The sequence below is a fragment of the Sphingomonas sp. LR59 genome (assembly GCF_036855945.1).
GTDB lineage: Bacteria > Pseudomonadota > Alphaproteobacteria > Sphingomonadales > Sphingomonadaceae > Sphingomonas.
Map to the genome: position 1 here is coordinate 2,768,273 of NZ_JASPFL010000001.1, position 14,105 is coordinate 2,782,377.

The 14,105-nt window shown below is 66.1% G+C and carries 9 protein-coding genes and 4 pseudogenes; 4 read left to right on the forward strand and 9 right to left on the reverse strand.

The features are described 5' to 3' along the window. Positions 1-26: 26 nt before the first annotated feature. From QP164_RS12840 to QP164_RS12860, 5 genes and pseudogenes are all read right to left on the reverse strand, one after another. Positions 27-1,316 (reverse strand): adenylosuccinate synthase, encoded by a 1,290-nt coding sequence (locus tag QP164_RS12840; protein ID WP_333923384.1) that lies wholly within the window; start codon positions 1,314-1,316, stop codon positions 27-29. Positions 1,317-1,346: 30 nt separating this feature from the next. Further along, a pseudogene (locus QP164_RS12845) lies at positions 1,347-2,445 on the reverse strand (ATP phosphoribosyltransferase regulatory subunit). After that, positions 2,442-2,762 (reverse strand): endonuclease domain-containing protein, encoded by a 321-nt coding sequence (locus QP164_RS12850; RefSeq protein ID WP_056061804.1) that lies wholly within the window; start codon positions 2,760-2,762, stop codon positions 2,442-2,444. Before QP164_RS12850 ends, QP164_RS12845 begins: the two are co-directional and overlap by 4 nt. Before the next feature lie 151 nt (positions 2,763-2,913). Beyond that, positions 2,914-4,490: pseudogene (gene serA, locus QP164_RS12855) on the reverse strand (phosphoglycerate dehydrogenase). Positions 4,491-4,702: 212 nt separating this feature from the next. Then, positions 4,703-5,857, reverse strand: coding sequence for a phosphoserine transaminase (locus QP164_RS12860; RefSeq protein WP_333923385.1), 1,155 nt, complete (start codon positions 5,855-5,857; stop codon positions 4,703-4,705). A gap of 210 nt (positions 5,858-6,067) precedes the next feature. Here QP164_RS12860 and QP164_RS12865 point away from each other — a divergent pair. Beyond that, positions 6,068-6,722: pseudogene (locus tag QP164_RS12865) on the forward strand (extensin family protein). 180 nt (positions 6,723-6,902) lie between these two features. Further along, positions 6,903-7,787, forward strand: coding sequence for a TIGR00730 family Rossman fold protein (locus QP164_RS12870; protein ID WP_333923386.1), 885 nt, complete (start codon positions 6,903-6,905; stop codon positions 7,785-7,787). A 224-nt stretch (positions 7,788-8,011) separates the two neighbouring features. Here QP164_RS12870 and QP164_RS12875 read toward each other — a convergent pair whose 3' ends face one another. Then, positions 8,012-8,728: a c-type cytochrome gene (locus QP164_RS12875; RefSeq protein WP_333923387.1), complete on the reverse strand. Its 717-nt coding sequence runs from the start codon at positions 8,726-8,728 to the stop codon at positions 8,012-8,014. Positions 8,729-8,833: 105 nt separating this feature from the next. Here QP164_RS12875 and QP164_RS12880 point away from each other — a divergent pair, with 105 nt between their 5' ends. Then, complete coding sequence (locus QP164_RS12880; RefSeq protein ID WP_132895609.1) at positions 8,834-9,736, forward strand: prephenate dehydratase; 903 nt, start codon at positions 8,834-8,836, stop codon at positions 9,734-9,736. Positions 9,737-9,773: 37 nt separating this feature from the next. Here the strand turns inward: QP164_RS12880 and QP164_RS12885 are convergent, their stop codons facing one another. From QP164_RS12885 to QP164_RS12895, 3 genes are all read right to left on the reverse strand, one after another. Next, positions 9,774-11,084, reverse strand: coding sequence for a sensor histidine kinase (locus tag QP164_RS12885; protein ID WP_132736936.1), 1,311 nt, complete (start codon positions 11,082-11,084; stop codon positions 9,774-9,776). Positions 11,085-11,166: 82 nt separating this feature from the next. Continuing rightward, entirely contained in the window at positions 11,167-11,832 is a 666-nt protein-coding gene (locus tag QP164_RS12890) for a response regulator transcription factor (protein ID WP_056061146.1), read from the reverse strand. A 23-nt stretch (positions 11,833-11,855) separates the two neighbouring features. Continuing rightward, positions 11,856-12,170 carry a hypothetical protein gene (locus QP164_RS12895; protein ID WP_333923388.1) on the reverse strand — a complete coding sequence of 105 codons (315 nt, stop codon included), beginning with the start codon at positions 12,168-12,170 and terminating at the stop codon, positions 11,856-11,858. Between the two features lie 120 nt (positions 12,171-12,290). On the opposite strand from QP164_RS12895, the pseudogene QP164_RS12900 reads away from it, so the two are divergent. Next, positions 12,291-14,071: pseudogene (locus tag QP164_RS12900) on the forward strand (ABC-F family ATP-binding cassette domain-containing protein). The last annotated feature ends 34 nt before the right edge of the window (positions 14,072-14,105 follow it).

Here is a 14,105-nt window from a genome sequence, read left to right on the forward strand (position 1 = left end):
GAGCGATCGCCCGGCTTTTTTGCGTATCAGTCCGAGAACGGATCGCGGACGAGGATCGTGTCGGCACGCTGCGGGCTGGTCGACACCAGCGTCACCGGGCAGCGGATCAGCTCTTCGATCCGGCGGATATACTTGATCGCCTGTGCGGGAAGGTCGGCCCAGCTGCGGGCACCCGCCGTCGTCTCCTGCCAGCCTTCCATCGTCTCGTAGATCGGCTCGACCAGCGCCTGGTCGGCCGCATGCGCCGGAAAGTAATCGAGCGTCTCGCCACGCAGCTTGTAGCCGGTGCAGATCGACACGGTCTCGAACCCGTCGAGCACGTCGATCTTGGTCAGCGCGATTCCGGTGATGCCACCGACCGCCGCCGCCTGCCGCACCAGCACCGCGTCGAACCAGCCGCAGCGACGCTTACGCCCGGTGACGGTGCCGAATTCGTGCCCGCGCACGCCGAGGCGCTCGCCGGTCTCGTTCTCGAGCTCGGTCGGGAAAGGCCCTGAACCAACGCGCGTCGTGTACGCCTTGGCGATGCCGAGCACGAAGCCGACCGCGGATGGCCCGAGGCCCGACCCGCCGGCTGCGGCGCCCGCGATGGTGTTCGAGGAAGTGACGAACGGATAGGTGCCGTGGTCGACATCGAGCAGCACGCCCTGCGCGCCCTCGAACAGGATGCGCTTGCCGGCCGAACGTGCGGCGTTGAGGTCGCGCCAGACAGGCTTGGCGAACGGCAGCACGAAGCCGGCGATCTCACGCAACTCGGCAACCAGGCGGGCGCGATCGATCGGTGGCTCGCCGAAGCCAGCGCGCAGCGCGTCGTGATGCGCAGTGAGGCGATCGAGTTGCGGCCCGAGATCGTCGAGATGCGCGAGGTCGCAGACGCGGATCGCACGGCGACCGACCTTGTCCTCATACGCGGGTCCGATGCCGCGGCGGGTCGTGCCGATCTTGCCGGCGCCGCTGGCGTCCTCGCGCAGACCGTCAAGGTCGCGGTGGAACGGCAGGATCAGCGCGCAGGTATCGGCGATGCGCAGCGTCTCCGGCGTCGCAACGACGCCCTGTGCGCCCAACCGGGCGATCTCGTCCTTCAGCGCCCAGGGATCGAGCACCACGCCATTCCCGATGAACGACGGCGTACCGCGGACGATACCCGACGGCAGCAGCGACAATTTATAGACATTGTCGCCAACGACCAGCGTGTGGCCGGCATTGTGGCCGCCCTGGAACCGCACGACCATGTCGGCACGCTCGGCGAGCCAGTCGACGATCTTGCCCTTGCCTTCGTCGCCCCATTGCGCGCCGATGACTGCTACGTTGGCCAAACTCTATCTCCTGAGGATTACGCGCAGCGCCTACAGCGCGCGGGGCTCGCCCGCCACCCATAGATGCGTGCAGACTTGTGCTTCGGGGGTGTCGCCGGCGTCGAGTGCGGCGACGGTGACCCAGCCTTTTGCGCGCATTGCGGCGCCTTCGCTGGCTGGCGTGCCGAACGGGAGGAAGAGGCGGCGACGGTCGACGGTGGCGACACGCTCGACCAAGGCGTCGGCGAACAGTGAGAAGCCGGTCGCAGCTTCCTCGGCGCCAGTTTCGTGAACGACTGTGTAGGTGCCGCCACGGCCCACTTCCCGTGCGCTACCATCGGCGAAGAGCGAGAAGCCGAGCCAGGTCTGGTATTCGAAGCCGTGCCGCTCGGTCGGGTCGAGCGTTAGCGCAACGCGACCGTCGAGTGCTTCGGCGATGCGGGCGAGGCCGTCGAGGCGGGAGGCTAGAGCGCCGGTCGTGTCGAAGGCGCGGAGGCGGTCCATTGCTTGGTCGAACGGCCCGGCGGCTTCGATCAGCGGGAGATAGGCGGGGGCGAGCGCGGCGACGGCGCCGGCATCCTTCGCGTCGAGGCGATCGCGCAAGGTTGCGACGAGGTCATCCGCCACGGGGAGCGGCCCAGCGGCGAGCGTCGGCACCAGGTCGGGCAGCGTGAAGTCGATCGAGGCGCCGGTAACGTCGGCGGCCGAGATCATGTCGACTGCAACCGCGACGAGCTCCTGCGCAGCAGCGACCGAGTCGAGCCCGATGAGTTCGCAGCCGATCTGCCGAGTCTCACGCGCGGGCGCGAGCTGCGACGCGCGCAGTTTCAGCACGGAGCCAGCATAGCTCAGCCGAACCGGCCGAGGGTGATGCCCCATCCGCGTGGCAGCGATCCGCGCGACCTGTGCGGTGATGTCCGGCCGGATCGCCAGCGTGCGTTGCGACACCGGATCGACGAAGCGCACAGCGTCGTGGAGGCCGCCAGCCTTCAGCCGCATTTCCAGACCATCGGCAAATTCGGCGAGCGGCGGATCGACGCGTTCGTAGCCGTGGAGTCGGGCTGCTTCGAGCACGCGAGCTTCCAGCGCCGCTGCCGAATCGGCAAACGGGGAGGCGATCTCGGAAACCTTCGGGGAGGAGTGCGGTCATCGTGTCAGGTCCACGCGTGTAACAAGTGCATCGCCCAACACCTGCAAAACGCCTTCGAGATTGGTCATCACATCGGTATTGGCGAAACGGATCACCCGATATCCCTGCTCTTCCAGCCACGCCGTCCTGCGGGCGTCGCGTGCTTGGTCGGTGTGCGTATCGCCGTCAAGCTCGACGACCAGCATGTGCGAACGCGCGACGAAATCAGCGATGAACGCACCGATCACCACTTGGCGGGTGAATTTCACGCCTTGGAAGCGCTTGGCGCGAACTTCGTACCAGAACCGCATTTCCGGCCCGGTCTGCCCGGACCGCATCGCCTTCGCCCGGCCCAGCATGATGTCGTCGGTCTTGGTCACTGCTCCCTCTCCCCTTTGGGGAGAGGGCCGGGGAGAGGGGCGCCCCAAACGCCATCTCTTGGTACTGCCCCTCTCCCCTACCCTCTCCCCAAGGGGAGAGGGAGTCTTGTTAGAAGTTGAGGCCCATTGCGGTCTTCACACCGGGGAGCGCGCGGACCTTGGTCAACAAGTCCGGCGTCACGGCTTCGTCGACCGACAGCAGCAACACCGCCTCGCCACCCGCAGACCGGCGACCAAGATGGAACGTCCCGATATTCACGCCCGCCTCGCCAAGCGCCGTCCCAAGACGACCGATGAACCCCGGCGCATCCTCGTTGACGACGTACAGCATCGGCCCGGCCAGATCGGCCTCGATCTTGATCCCCAGCAGTTCCACCAGACGCGGCGCCGAATCGCCAAACAGCGTGCCGGCAACAGACCGCTCGCCATCCTCGGTCTTCACCGAGACGCGCAGCAGCGTATGATAATCCGCCTCGCGTTCGGTACGCACTTCACGCACCTCAAGACCACGCTCACGCGCCAACACCGGCGCGTTGACCATGTTGACGGTCGCGGTCTGCGTCTGAAGATACCCGGCGAGCACCGCGCTCACGATCGGCTTTGCGTTCAGATCAGCCGCCGCGCCCTCGGTATGCACCGAAATTCGCGACACTGCGCCGGTTGTCAGCTGACCGACCAACGACCCTAGCTTCTCCGCCAGCGCCATGTACGGCTTCAGCTTCGGCGCTTCCTCGGCCGACAATGACGGCATGTTGAGCGCGTTGGTGACGCCGCCCGACATCAAGAAATCGGCCATCTGCTCGGCGACCTGGATCGCGACGTTGACCTGTGCCTCGGTCGTCGACGCGCCGAGATGCGGCGTGCTGACGAAGTTCGGCGTGTTGAACAGAGGCGATGCCTTGGCGGGCTCCTCGACGAACACGTCGAGCGCGGCGCCGCCGACCTGCCCCGAGTCGAGCGCTGCCTTCAGCGCGACCTCGTCGATCAGGCCGCCGCGCGCGCAGTTGATGATCCGCACGCCCTTCTTCGTCTTGGCGAGCGCCTCGGCCGAGAGGATGTTGCGCGTCTGGTCGGTCAGCGGCGTATGCAGCGTGATGAAGTCGGCGCGCGCGAGCAGTTCGTCGAGTGTGACCTTCTCGACGCCGATCTCGATCGCGCGCTCGGGCGTCAGGAACGGGTCGAACGCGACGACCTTCATCTTCAGGCCGCGCGCACGGTCGGCGACGATCGAGCCGATATTGCCCGCACCGATCAGGCCGAGCGTCTTCGACGTCAGCTCGACGCCCATGAAGCGGTTCTTCTCCCACTTGCCGGCCTGCGTCGAGGCGTCGGCCTCGGGCAGCTGGCGGGCGAGCGCGAACATCAGGGCGATCGCGTGCTCGGCGGTGGTGATCGAGTTGCCGAACGGGGTGTTCATCACGACCACGCCCTTCGCCGACGCGGCGGGGATATCGACGTTGTCGACACCGATCCCGGCGCGGCCGACGACCTTCAGGTTGGTCGCGTGCTCGAGGATTTCCTTGTAACCTTGGTCGAGCTGCGGATCGCGAGGCCGTCATACTCGCCGATGATCGCGATCAGTTCGGCGGGTGTCTTGCCGGTGATCTCATCGACCTCGACGCCGCGCTCGCGGAAAATCTGCGCCGCACGGGGATCCATTTTGTCGGAAATGAGGACTTTTGGCATGGGATTGCTCCTAGGAATTTCGGGGGATTGGAAGGCTTCGCTCCCGTTCCCATCCCCACCCTCCCCGTCATCCCGGCGGAAGCCGGGACCCACGGTTGCGGTCCGCTTCATGAGCGGGCGCTCCGTGTCCATGGGTCCCGGCGTGCGCCGGGATGACGGATTAAGGGTAGTTGTTGGAAGGCGGGCTAACGGAAGAAGCGCGGTAGGGTGGTTTAAGCGGCCTTGGCGGTCGCGTAGGCCCAGTCGAGCCAGGGGCCGAGCGCTTCGATATCGACGGTGTCGACGGTCGCGCCGCACCAGATGCGCAAGCCGGGAGGCGCGTCGCGGTAACCCGCCACGTCATACGCCGCGCCCGCCTTTTCGAGCGCCGCCGCCATCGCCTTGATCAGCGCCTCGTCCGCACCCTCGACCGTGAGGCACACGCTGGTCTTCGACCGCGTCGCCGGGTCGATCGCGAGATGGCCGAGCCAATCCCGCTCCGCCACGATCTTGTCCAAAGCCGCCGCGTTCGCGTCCGAGCGCTTGATCAGCCCGTCCTCGCCGAGCGACTTCGCCCATTCGAGGCTGAAGATCGCGTCCTCGACCGCCAGCATCGACGGCGTATTGATCGTCTCGCCCTTGAACACGCCTTCGGTCAGCTTGCCCTTGGAGACGAGGCGGAACACCTTCGGCAACGGCCATGCAGGGGTGTAGCTCTCCAACCGCTCGACCGCACGCGGCCCAAGGATCAGCACGCCGTGCGCACCCTCGCCGCCGAGTACCTTCTGCCACGAGAATGTCGCGACATCGATCTTGGTCCAGTCAATGTCGTAGGCGAACACGCCCGAGGTCGCATCGGCGAACGACAGACCCTCGCGGTCGTCCGGGATCCAGTCCGCGTTCGGCACGCGCACGCCGCTGGTGGTGCCGTTCCAGGTGAACAGCACGTCGTTCGACCAGTCGACCACGTCGAGGTCAGGCAGCCGACCGTAATCGGCGCGCACCACCGTGGGGTCGATCTTGAGCTGCTTCACGGCATCCGTGACCCAGCCCTCGCCGAAGCTTTCCCACGCGAGCGCGGTGACGGGCTTCGCGCCGAGCATCGTCCACATCGCCATCTCGTACGCGCCGGTGTCGGAGCCGGGGACGATGCCGATGCGGTGCGTATCGGGGAGCTTCAACAGTTCGCGCATCAGGTCGATGCTGTACTGGAGGCGGGTCTTGCCGATCTTCGAGCGATGCGAGCGACCGAGCGAATCGGTGGCAAGCTTGTCCGCGGACCAACCCGGAGGTTTCGCGCAGGGACCGGAGCTGAAAAAGGGGCGTGCGGGCTTCGTAGCAGGCAGCGCAGGCGCATCTGTAGCGGGTGCGTAGGTCGTATCAGTCATGTATCTCTCCTCACAGAGAGCACGCGCGGCGTTGGGACCGCGTGGCCCGTCGCCGGCCCTAGCGGCGTTCGCGGGGGTGTCAACTCTTCTCCCTGCCGTTCGCCCTGAGCGAAGTCGAAGGGTCCCGTGCCTGCGGCGAGATGCTTCGACTTCGCTCAGCACGAACGGAGATAGGGTGACAATGATGGCCAAGGCGAGGATTGTACGCCCATGTATCGCGTATTTTATTCCCTTATCGTCACCCTTCTGCTTGCCGCCTGCGGACGTGCCGATCGTCCCACTGCCCCGCAACAAACCCGCCCCAACCTCTCCGTCCCGAGCAATCGGGAAACAGCGCAGTGCCTTGCCGACCTACGGACGTTGCACGTGTCGTTCCAGGTCCTGCCCGACCGCGAGACCGGCCCCGGTTGCGGGCTCGCCGGCACCGTGAAGCTCGTCGACATCGGCGTCCCCGTCGCCAACCTCACCGCGGTCCGTTGCGGCGCGGCGCGCGCGTTCATCGGCTGGACGCGCAACGCGGTCGCGCCGGCCGCGTACCAGATGCTCGGCAGCGAACTCGCGCGGATCGACAGCATGGGGAGCTATTCGTGCCGCAACATCGTCGGGTCGACGCGCAACGCAAACCGGCGCTCCGGCCACGCGATCGCCAACGCGATCGATATCGGCGGGTTCGTGCTGAAGGACGGGCGGCAGAATCACCGTGCTCAACGACTGGAACTCGCCCGACCCACAGGTCCAGCAATTCCTCCAGACGATCCGCGCGTCGGCCTGCAAGCGGTTCGGAACGGTGCTCAGCCCCGACTACAACGCCGCGCACCGCAACCACCTCCACCTCGAAGATGATCGCGCGGGTTTCTGCCGCTGACCCGCACCCAGCCGTCATCCTAAGCTCGACCCAGGACCCAGAGCCAAGAGCCAAGAGCCAAGAGCGTCGCGGTCCGTAACCCTGGATCCCAGCTTTCGCTGGGATGACGGCTGCTTAGAGGACGGAGCTTGGGGTAACTCGGTCTAGCCCTCCCTGCCCCTTTCCTCTAATCGCGCCTGAATGACAGATACACGAGTACCGACGCGCGTTTTTCCGAACGCCAGCCAGGATGCCGAGTCCGCCCGCGACTCCGTTTCCACCCCGCAGACACAGCACCCGCATTACCGGCTCGCCTTCCAGGACATGGATTTCCTGTTGCGCGAAGACCTACGGCCGGTGCGGTTCCAGCTCGAACTGCTGAAGACCGAACTCGTCCTCGACGAGGCGAAGATCGGCTCGACGTTCGTGTTCTACGGCTCCGCGCGCATCCCCGAGCCCTCGAAGGCGCAGGCGCTGCTGAAGCTCGCGACCGACGAGAAGTCGAAGAAGATCGCCGAGCGGCTGGTCGAGAAGTCGAAATATTACGACGTCGCGCGGGAACTGGCGGCGAAGGTTAGCGTGCTGCCGCGTGACGAGCGTGGCTGGCGGCAGTTCGTGGTGTGTTCGGGCGGCGGTCCGTCGATCATGGAAGCCGCCAATCGCGGCGCTGACGACGTCGGCGCCGAGTCGATCGGGCTCAACATCGTCCTGCCGCACGAGCAGGCACCGAACCCGTACGTGACGCCGTCGCTGTCAGTGCAGTTCCACTATTTCGCGCTCAGGAAGATGCACTTCCTCCTGCACGCCCGCGCGCTCGCGGCGTTTCCGGGTGGATTCGGGACGTTCGACGAGCTGTTCGAGCTGTTGACGCTGATCCAGACGGGGAAGATCCAGCCGATCCCGGTGCTGCTGTTCGGACGCGAATTCTGGGAGCGGGTCGTGAATTTCGACGCGCTGGTCGAGGAAGGCGTCGTCAGCGAGAAGGACCTGGGGATCTTCCGCTATGTCGAGACCGCGGACGAGGCCTGGGACGCGGTGCAGTCGTTCTATCGCGAGCGGGCCGAGCGGGACGCGACCGAGGGGTAAGCTTACTCGCGGTTCCAACTACCACCCACTCCGTCATCCCGGCGCATGCCGGGACCCATGGACACGGAGCGTCCGCTTATGACGCTGACCGTAACCGTGGGTCCCGGCTTCCGCCGGGATGACGGAATAGAGCGGGATCGAAACGTCAACTGCGACCCTTAACGTGGAACTTCCCCCATCAAGGGGAAGGATCAAGCCTCGCCGATCATCCCAGCCAGTAGCGATTACTTCTCCGAGCGAGCGCCCTTGCGCGCTGCTTCCGGATCGACCGACGGCGCACCCGACGCTGGCGTTCCGGTGTTGGCGATGTCGGCAGTCGGCGCGCCCTTCGTAGCTGCAGCCTCGGCTGCGTTCGCCGTCGCCGGCTGATCCTTTGCCGCCGCAGCCTTGGCCGCCGGCGCAGCACCAGCCGCAGGCGCCGCGGGGAGCGGCAGGTTCGACCCCTGCTGGTTGAGATACAGGATCACGTTCGCGCGGTCCTGCGCATTGCCCAGGCCAGCGAACGTCATCTTCGTGCCGTTCGCGAACTTCCGCGGGCTGGTCAGCCACGCGTTGAGCTTGTCGAAGTCCCACTTGCCGCCGACGCCCGCCAGCGCCGCGGAGAAGGCGTATCCGCCCTTGCCCTTGGCGATTTCCTCACCAACCGTGCCGTACAGGTTCGGGCCGACGCCGTTCGCGCCACCTTGGTTGATCGTGTGGCAAGCGGCGCACTTCTTGAACACTTCGGCGCCTTTGGCGGCGTCGGCGGTCGGCAGCAGCGAGGCGATCGGCACTTCGGCGGCGGCACCTTCGCCGCCCTCGGCGACCACGCCCTCGATCGCATAGCCCATCTTCTCGGGGCGCTCGCCGTGGAACATCATGCCCCCGACGATCGACAGACCCAGCGCCGCGCCACACCCTGCGAGCACCCAGCCGGCGATCGTATTGGTCCGATTGTCCATATTGCGCGTCCGCCCCTGTTCTATTTGGGACAGCCATAGAAAACGCGGGCGCGCACCGCAAGCCGCGCTTGAACATGGCCTCTCCGCTCTCTAGGCGCCCGGCTCATGGAAAACTTCGCCGTACCCGCCCGCCCGATCGTCGCGCGGATGACCGAGGCCGCTGCGGCAGACCCGACGCGTGCGGTCGCGTTCCAGGGCGCGCCGGGCGCCAACAGCCATGTCGCGGCGGTCGAGGCGTTCCCCGACGGCCTGCCCCTGCCCTGCTTCGATTTCTCCGACGCGATCGACGCGGTGAAGGACGGCCGCGCCGACTGCGCGATCATCCCGATCGAAAATTCGCTCCACGGCCGCGTCGCCGACATCCATTTTCTGCTCCCCGAATCGGGGCTGGTGATCACCGGCGAGCATTTCCTGCCGATCCGCCATGCGTTGATGGGCGCCGGCCCGCGAGACGGCATCCGCCAGGCGATGAGCCATCCGCAGGCGCTCGGCCAGTGCCGGCATTGGCTGAAGGCGCACGGGATCGAGCCGGTGAGCTATCCCGACACCGCGGGCGCCGCGGCGAAGGTCGCAGAACTCGCCGATCCTGCGATCGCGGCACTCGCGCCACCTGCCGCAGCCGGGCTGTACGGGTTGGAGCTGCTCGCGACCGACATCGCCGATGCGGATCACAACACGACCCGGTTCGTGGTTCTCGCGCGGGGCGGCAAGCCCCCGGCGGCGCAAGAGCCGGTCGGGGCTGAGTGGATGACGACATTGATCTTCGAGGTGAAGAACGTTCCCGCCGCGCTCTACAAGGCGGTCGGCGGGTTCGCGACCAACGGGGTGAACATCACCAAGCTGGAGAGCTACCAGCGCAACGGCAGCTTCTCCGCGACCGAGTTCTATGCGGATGTGGTTGGGAAGCCCGGCGACGCAAACCTCGATCATGCATTGGAGGAACTCGGGTTCCATTCGAAGTGGCTGCGCGTGTTGGGGACGTACCGCCAGGCCCGCTCGCGGGGGTGACGTGATCCTGCCCTGCAAGGGGAGGATCGAAGCAGGGTCAGTTCGCCGCGGGCAGCCTGAGCCGTACGAGCAACCCGCCAAGGTCTTCGCTCTCTTCGAGCGCGACGGTCCCCTCGTAGATCTCCGCCACATCGCGCACGATCGCGAGCCCTAGCCCGGTCCCAGGCTTGCCCGTATCCAGTCGCACCCCGCGATCGAAGATACGCACGCGCTCCTCTTCCGGAATACCGACGCCGTCGTCCTCGACCAGGAACTCGACGAACCCCGATTGCGCACCGACCGTCACGAACACGCTACCGCCACCGTATTTCGCCGCGTTCTCGATCAGATTGCCGAGCATCTCGTCGAGATCCTGCCGTTCGACATGGACCTGAAGCCCGCGCGGCCCCGTCACGTCGATCCGAACATGCCGATACAGCCGCCCAACCGCGCGTTCGACCGATTCGAGGCTCGGCCACACGTCCGCGCGGCTATGTGCCGACCCGCGCCGCCCGACAGCCCGCGCGCGCGCGAGGTGGTGATCGACCTGCCGCCGCATCGTCCGCGCCTCGCGGATCACCGTGTCGGCAAGGTCGTCCGACTGCGCGGTGGCGGCGTTCATGATGACCGTGAGCGGCGTCTTCAGCGCATGCGCGAGATTGCCGGCGTGACGCCGCGCTTCCTCCGCCTGGCGCTCGTTATGCTCGATCAGCGCGTTGAGTTCCTCGACCATCGGCGCAACCTCGACCGGCATCGCGCTCGACACCCGGTTCGACTGGCCGGCGCGCATCCGCGCGATCTCCTCGCGCACCCGCCGCAGCGGCCACAGCCCGTAGAAGGTCTGCAGCGCCGCCATCACGATCAGCCCGAGCGCCAGCAGCGCGAAGCTGCGGACGAGCGTCCGGCGCAACGTCGTGATCTGCGCGTCGAGCCCGTCGCGGCTCTGCGCGACCTGGAACCGCCAATGCACCTTCGATCCCGGTATCACCGCATCGCGCTCGACGATCCGCAGCTTCTCGTCGGGGAACTGCGCGCTATCGTAGAAATGCGCAGTACGATCGTCATGCGTGCTGCCGAACGCCAATTTCCGATCCCACAGCGAACGTGACAGCAGGTCGTCCTGCCCCTTGGCCGACACCTGATAATATAGTCCGGAATACGGCTCGAGGAATCGCTGGTCGGCGACGGCTTCGCGGGTGAAAATCACCTCGCCCTCAGGACCGATTTCGGACGAGTTCAGCAGCGAGCGGAGGACGTATTCGAGCTGGTCGTCGAAGTTTCGCGTCACCGCCGCCGACAGCACGCGGTCGAGCGCGAACCCGCCGCCGCTGAGCAGCACGCCGATCCACACCGCCGCGATCAGGATCATCCGCCGCGACAGCGACCCCTTCACTGCGGCGGGTACACGGATCGGCGTGTCTATGACCGGCGCGCTGTCCATCGTGCGCCGATCAGGCGTCCGGATCTTCGAGGCTGTAGCCAAGGCCGCGGATCGTCGTGATCACGTCCTGGCCGAGCTTCTTGCGAATCCGCGTGACGAACACCTCGATCGTGTTCGAATCGCGATCGAAATCCTGGTCGTAGATATGCTCGATCAGCTCGGTGCGGCTGACGACCTTGCCCTTGTGATGGAGCAGATAGCTCAGCAGCTTGTATTCCTGCGCGGTCAGCTTCACCGGCTCGCCAGCGCGCGTCACCTTGCCGCTTCGCGTGTCGAGGCGGATGTCGCCCGCGGTCAGCTCCGACGAGGCGTTGCCGCTCGCGCGACGGATCAGCGCACGAAGACGCGCGATCAGCTCCTCGCTCTGGAACGGCTTGGCGACGTAATCGTCCGCGCCCGCGTCGAGGCCCGCAACCTTGTCCGACCAGCTGTCGCGTGCAGTCAGCACCAGCACGGGCATCGTCTTGCCCTCCTTGCGCCAGCGATCGAGCACGGTCAGACCGTCGATCTCGGGCAGGCCGAGATCGAGCACGACCGCGTCGTAATTCTCGGTCGAACCGAGGAAATGCCCCTCCTCGCCATCGACCGCGAGATCGATCGCATAGCCGGCCCCCTCCAGGGTATTCTTCAATTGCTGGCCGAGATTCGGCTCGTCCTCGACGATCAGAACGCGCATGATTATCCTCTCGATTGGGGTTTTCAGCGACCCGTGCGGCCGACGATCTGGCCGGTGCGGCCATCGACGTCGACCCAGATGACGGTTCCATCGCGCAGGAATTTCAGCGTGTAAATGGCGCTGCCCGAATCATAGTCGGAGCCGAGATACTGCGCGCCCCGCATCGTCGGGATTACGCGGGACTCGATCTCGCGCAAAGACGGCGCTCCGGTCTTGCGCGCCTGCAACGCCGACATCTGGTCGCTGCGGCGCTGCGGGGGCTCGCCCGCCAGCATGGGTGCGGCACCCATCAGGAACGGCGCAGCGGCCAGGGTTGCAAGGAAAAGCAGCATCTTCATGGCGGTGGCATAGGCCTCCCGCATTGAACAGCCTGTGAATGATCGCGACAGGCCGCCGACAGCACGAAGCCCGCGCGGTGTAACTTGCCTGCATCACTTCGCCCCCTACGTGGCGCGAACATGGCAGCACCAATCTTAGCATTCGAAGGCCTCGGACTCGTCCAGGGCTCGGGATGGCTCTTTCGCAATCTCGACATCCATATCGGACCGCGCGACCGGCTCGCGCTGATCGGCCGCAACGGCGCCGGCAAGACGACCTTGCTGAAACTGCTCGGCGGCAGCGTCATCGCCGACGAGGGGCGCAGGACGATCGTCCCCGGCACCCGCGTCGTGATCCTCGAGCAGGAGCCCGACCTGCGCGGCTTCGCGACGCTGCGCGATTACGTGATGGCAGGCGACGATGCGCCGGTGAACTACGAGGCGGATTCGATCGCCGACCAGCTCGGCATCGACCTGTCGCGCGAAGCGGCGTCCGCGTCGGGCGGCGAGCGGCGTCGCGCGGCGATCGTCCGGGCGCTGTCGCAGGACCCGGACGTGCTGCTGCTCGACGAGCCGACCAACCATCTGGATATCGGCGCGATCGAATGGATCGAGGACTGGCTCAAGCGCTTCCGCGGCGCATTCGTCGTGATCAGCCATGACCGTACCTTCCTGACACGGCTCACCAAGCAGACCTTGTGGCTCGATCGCGGCGCGATCCGGCGTGCGGAGATCGGCTTTGGCGGGTTCGAGGCTTGGACCGAGCAGGTCTATGCCGAGGAACAGCGCCAGGCCGAGAAGCTCGATGCACGCCTCAAGCTGGAGGAGCACTGGCTGCTCCGCGGCGTCACCGGCCGGCGCAAGCGCAACCAGGGCCGTCTCACCAAGCTGCACGAGATGCGCGCCGAACGCGCCTCGATGATCGGACCGCAGGGCTCTGCGAACCTGACCACGAGCAGCGACGACTCCAAGACGAAGGTCGTGATCGACGCCAAGAACGTCACCAAGGTCTACGGCGACCGCACGATCATCGGCGACCTGACGCTCCGTGTAACGCGGGGCGACCGCATCGGCATCGTCGGCCGCAACGGCGCGGGCAAGTCGACCTTGCTCAAGTTGCTGACGGGAGAGATCCAACCCGACAGCGGCACGATCAAGCTCGCGCAGACCCTGGACGCAGTGGTGATCGACCAGCAGCGCAGCCTGATGGCGCCCGAAAAGACGGTCCGCGAGGTCGTCGTCGACGGCGGCGAATGGATCGACGTGCTCGGCGTGCGCAAGCATATCCACGGCTATCTGAAGGACTTCCTCTTCGACCCGAACATGGTCGACGCGAAGATCGGCTCGCTGTCGGGTGGCGAGCGCTCGCGGCTGTTGCTCGCGCGCGAATTCGCCAAGCCGTCGAACCTGCTGGTGCTCGACGAGCCGACCAACGATCTCGATCTCGAGACGCTCGACCTGTTGCAGGAGGTGATCGGCGATTACGACGGCACCGTGCTGATCGTTAGCCATGACCGCGACTTCCTCGACCGGACCGTGACGATCACGCTCGGGCTCGACGGCTCGGGGACGGTCGATGTCGTTGCGGGCGGGTATGAGGATTGGGAAAAGCGTCGCGCCTCGACGACGACCGGCAAGCGCGCCTCGAAGAAGGTCGCCGCCACTGCACCGCCGGCTGCCGCCCCCGCGCGAAACTGACGTACAAGGATCAGCGAGACTATGAATTGCTGCCCAAACGAATCGAGGAACTCGACGCGCAGATGGCGGCCGATGCGGCTAAACTCGCCAAGCCCGACCTGTACATGCGCGACAATGCGACGTTCGCGAGACTGACCAAGGCGATCGAAAGCGCGCGGGCCGAGAAGGAGTCGGCCGAGCTACGCTGGCTCGAGCTTGCAGAAATGGTTGAAGGCACGTCTTAAACTAGATTTAGCTGGACTTTTATGCCTTTGATAA

Excerpts from the sequence above, each read along its gene's own strand:
- QP164_RS12850 (WP_056061804.1), bottom strand. The coding sequence starts at position 2,762 with ATGCGGTCCGGGCAGACCGGGCCGGAAATGCGGTTCTGGTACGAAGTT.
- QP164_RS12870 (WP_333923386.1), top strand. The coding sequence starts at position 6,903 with ATGACAGATACACGAGTACCGACGCGCGTTTTTCCGAACGCCAGCCAG.
- QP164_RS12880 (WP_132895609.1), top strand. The coding sequence starts at position 8,834 with ATGGAAAACTTCGCCGTACCCGCCCGCCCGATCGTCGCGCGGATGACC.
- QP164_RS12860 (WP_333923385.1), bottom strand. The coding sequence starts at position 5,857 with ATGACTGATACGACCTACGCACCCGCTACAGATGCGCCTGCGCTGCCT.
- QP164_RS12885 (WP_132736936.1), bottom strand. The coding sequence starts at position 11,084 with ATGATCCTGATCGCGGCGGTGTGGATCGGCGTGCTGCTCAGCGGCGGC.
- QP164_RS12895 (WP_333923388.1), bottom strand. The coding sequence starts at position 12,170 with ATGAAGATGCTGCTTTTCCTTGCAACCCTGGCCGCTGCGCCGTTCCTG.
- QP164_RS12875 (WP_333923387.1), bottom strand. The coding sequence starts at position 8,728 with ATGGACAATCGGACCAATACGATCGCCGGCTGGGTGCTCGCAGGGTGT.
- QP164_RS12890 (WP_056061146.1), bottom strand. The coding sequence starts at position 11,832 with ATGCGCGTTCTGATCGTCGAGGACGAGCCGAATCTCGGCCAGCAATTG.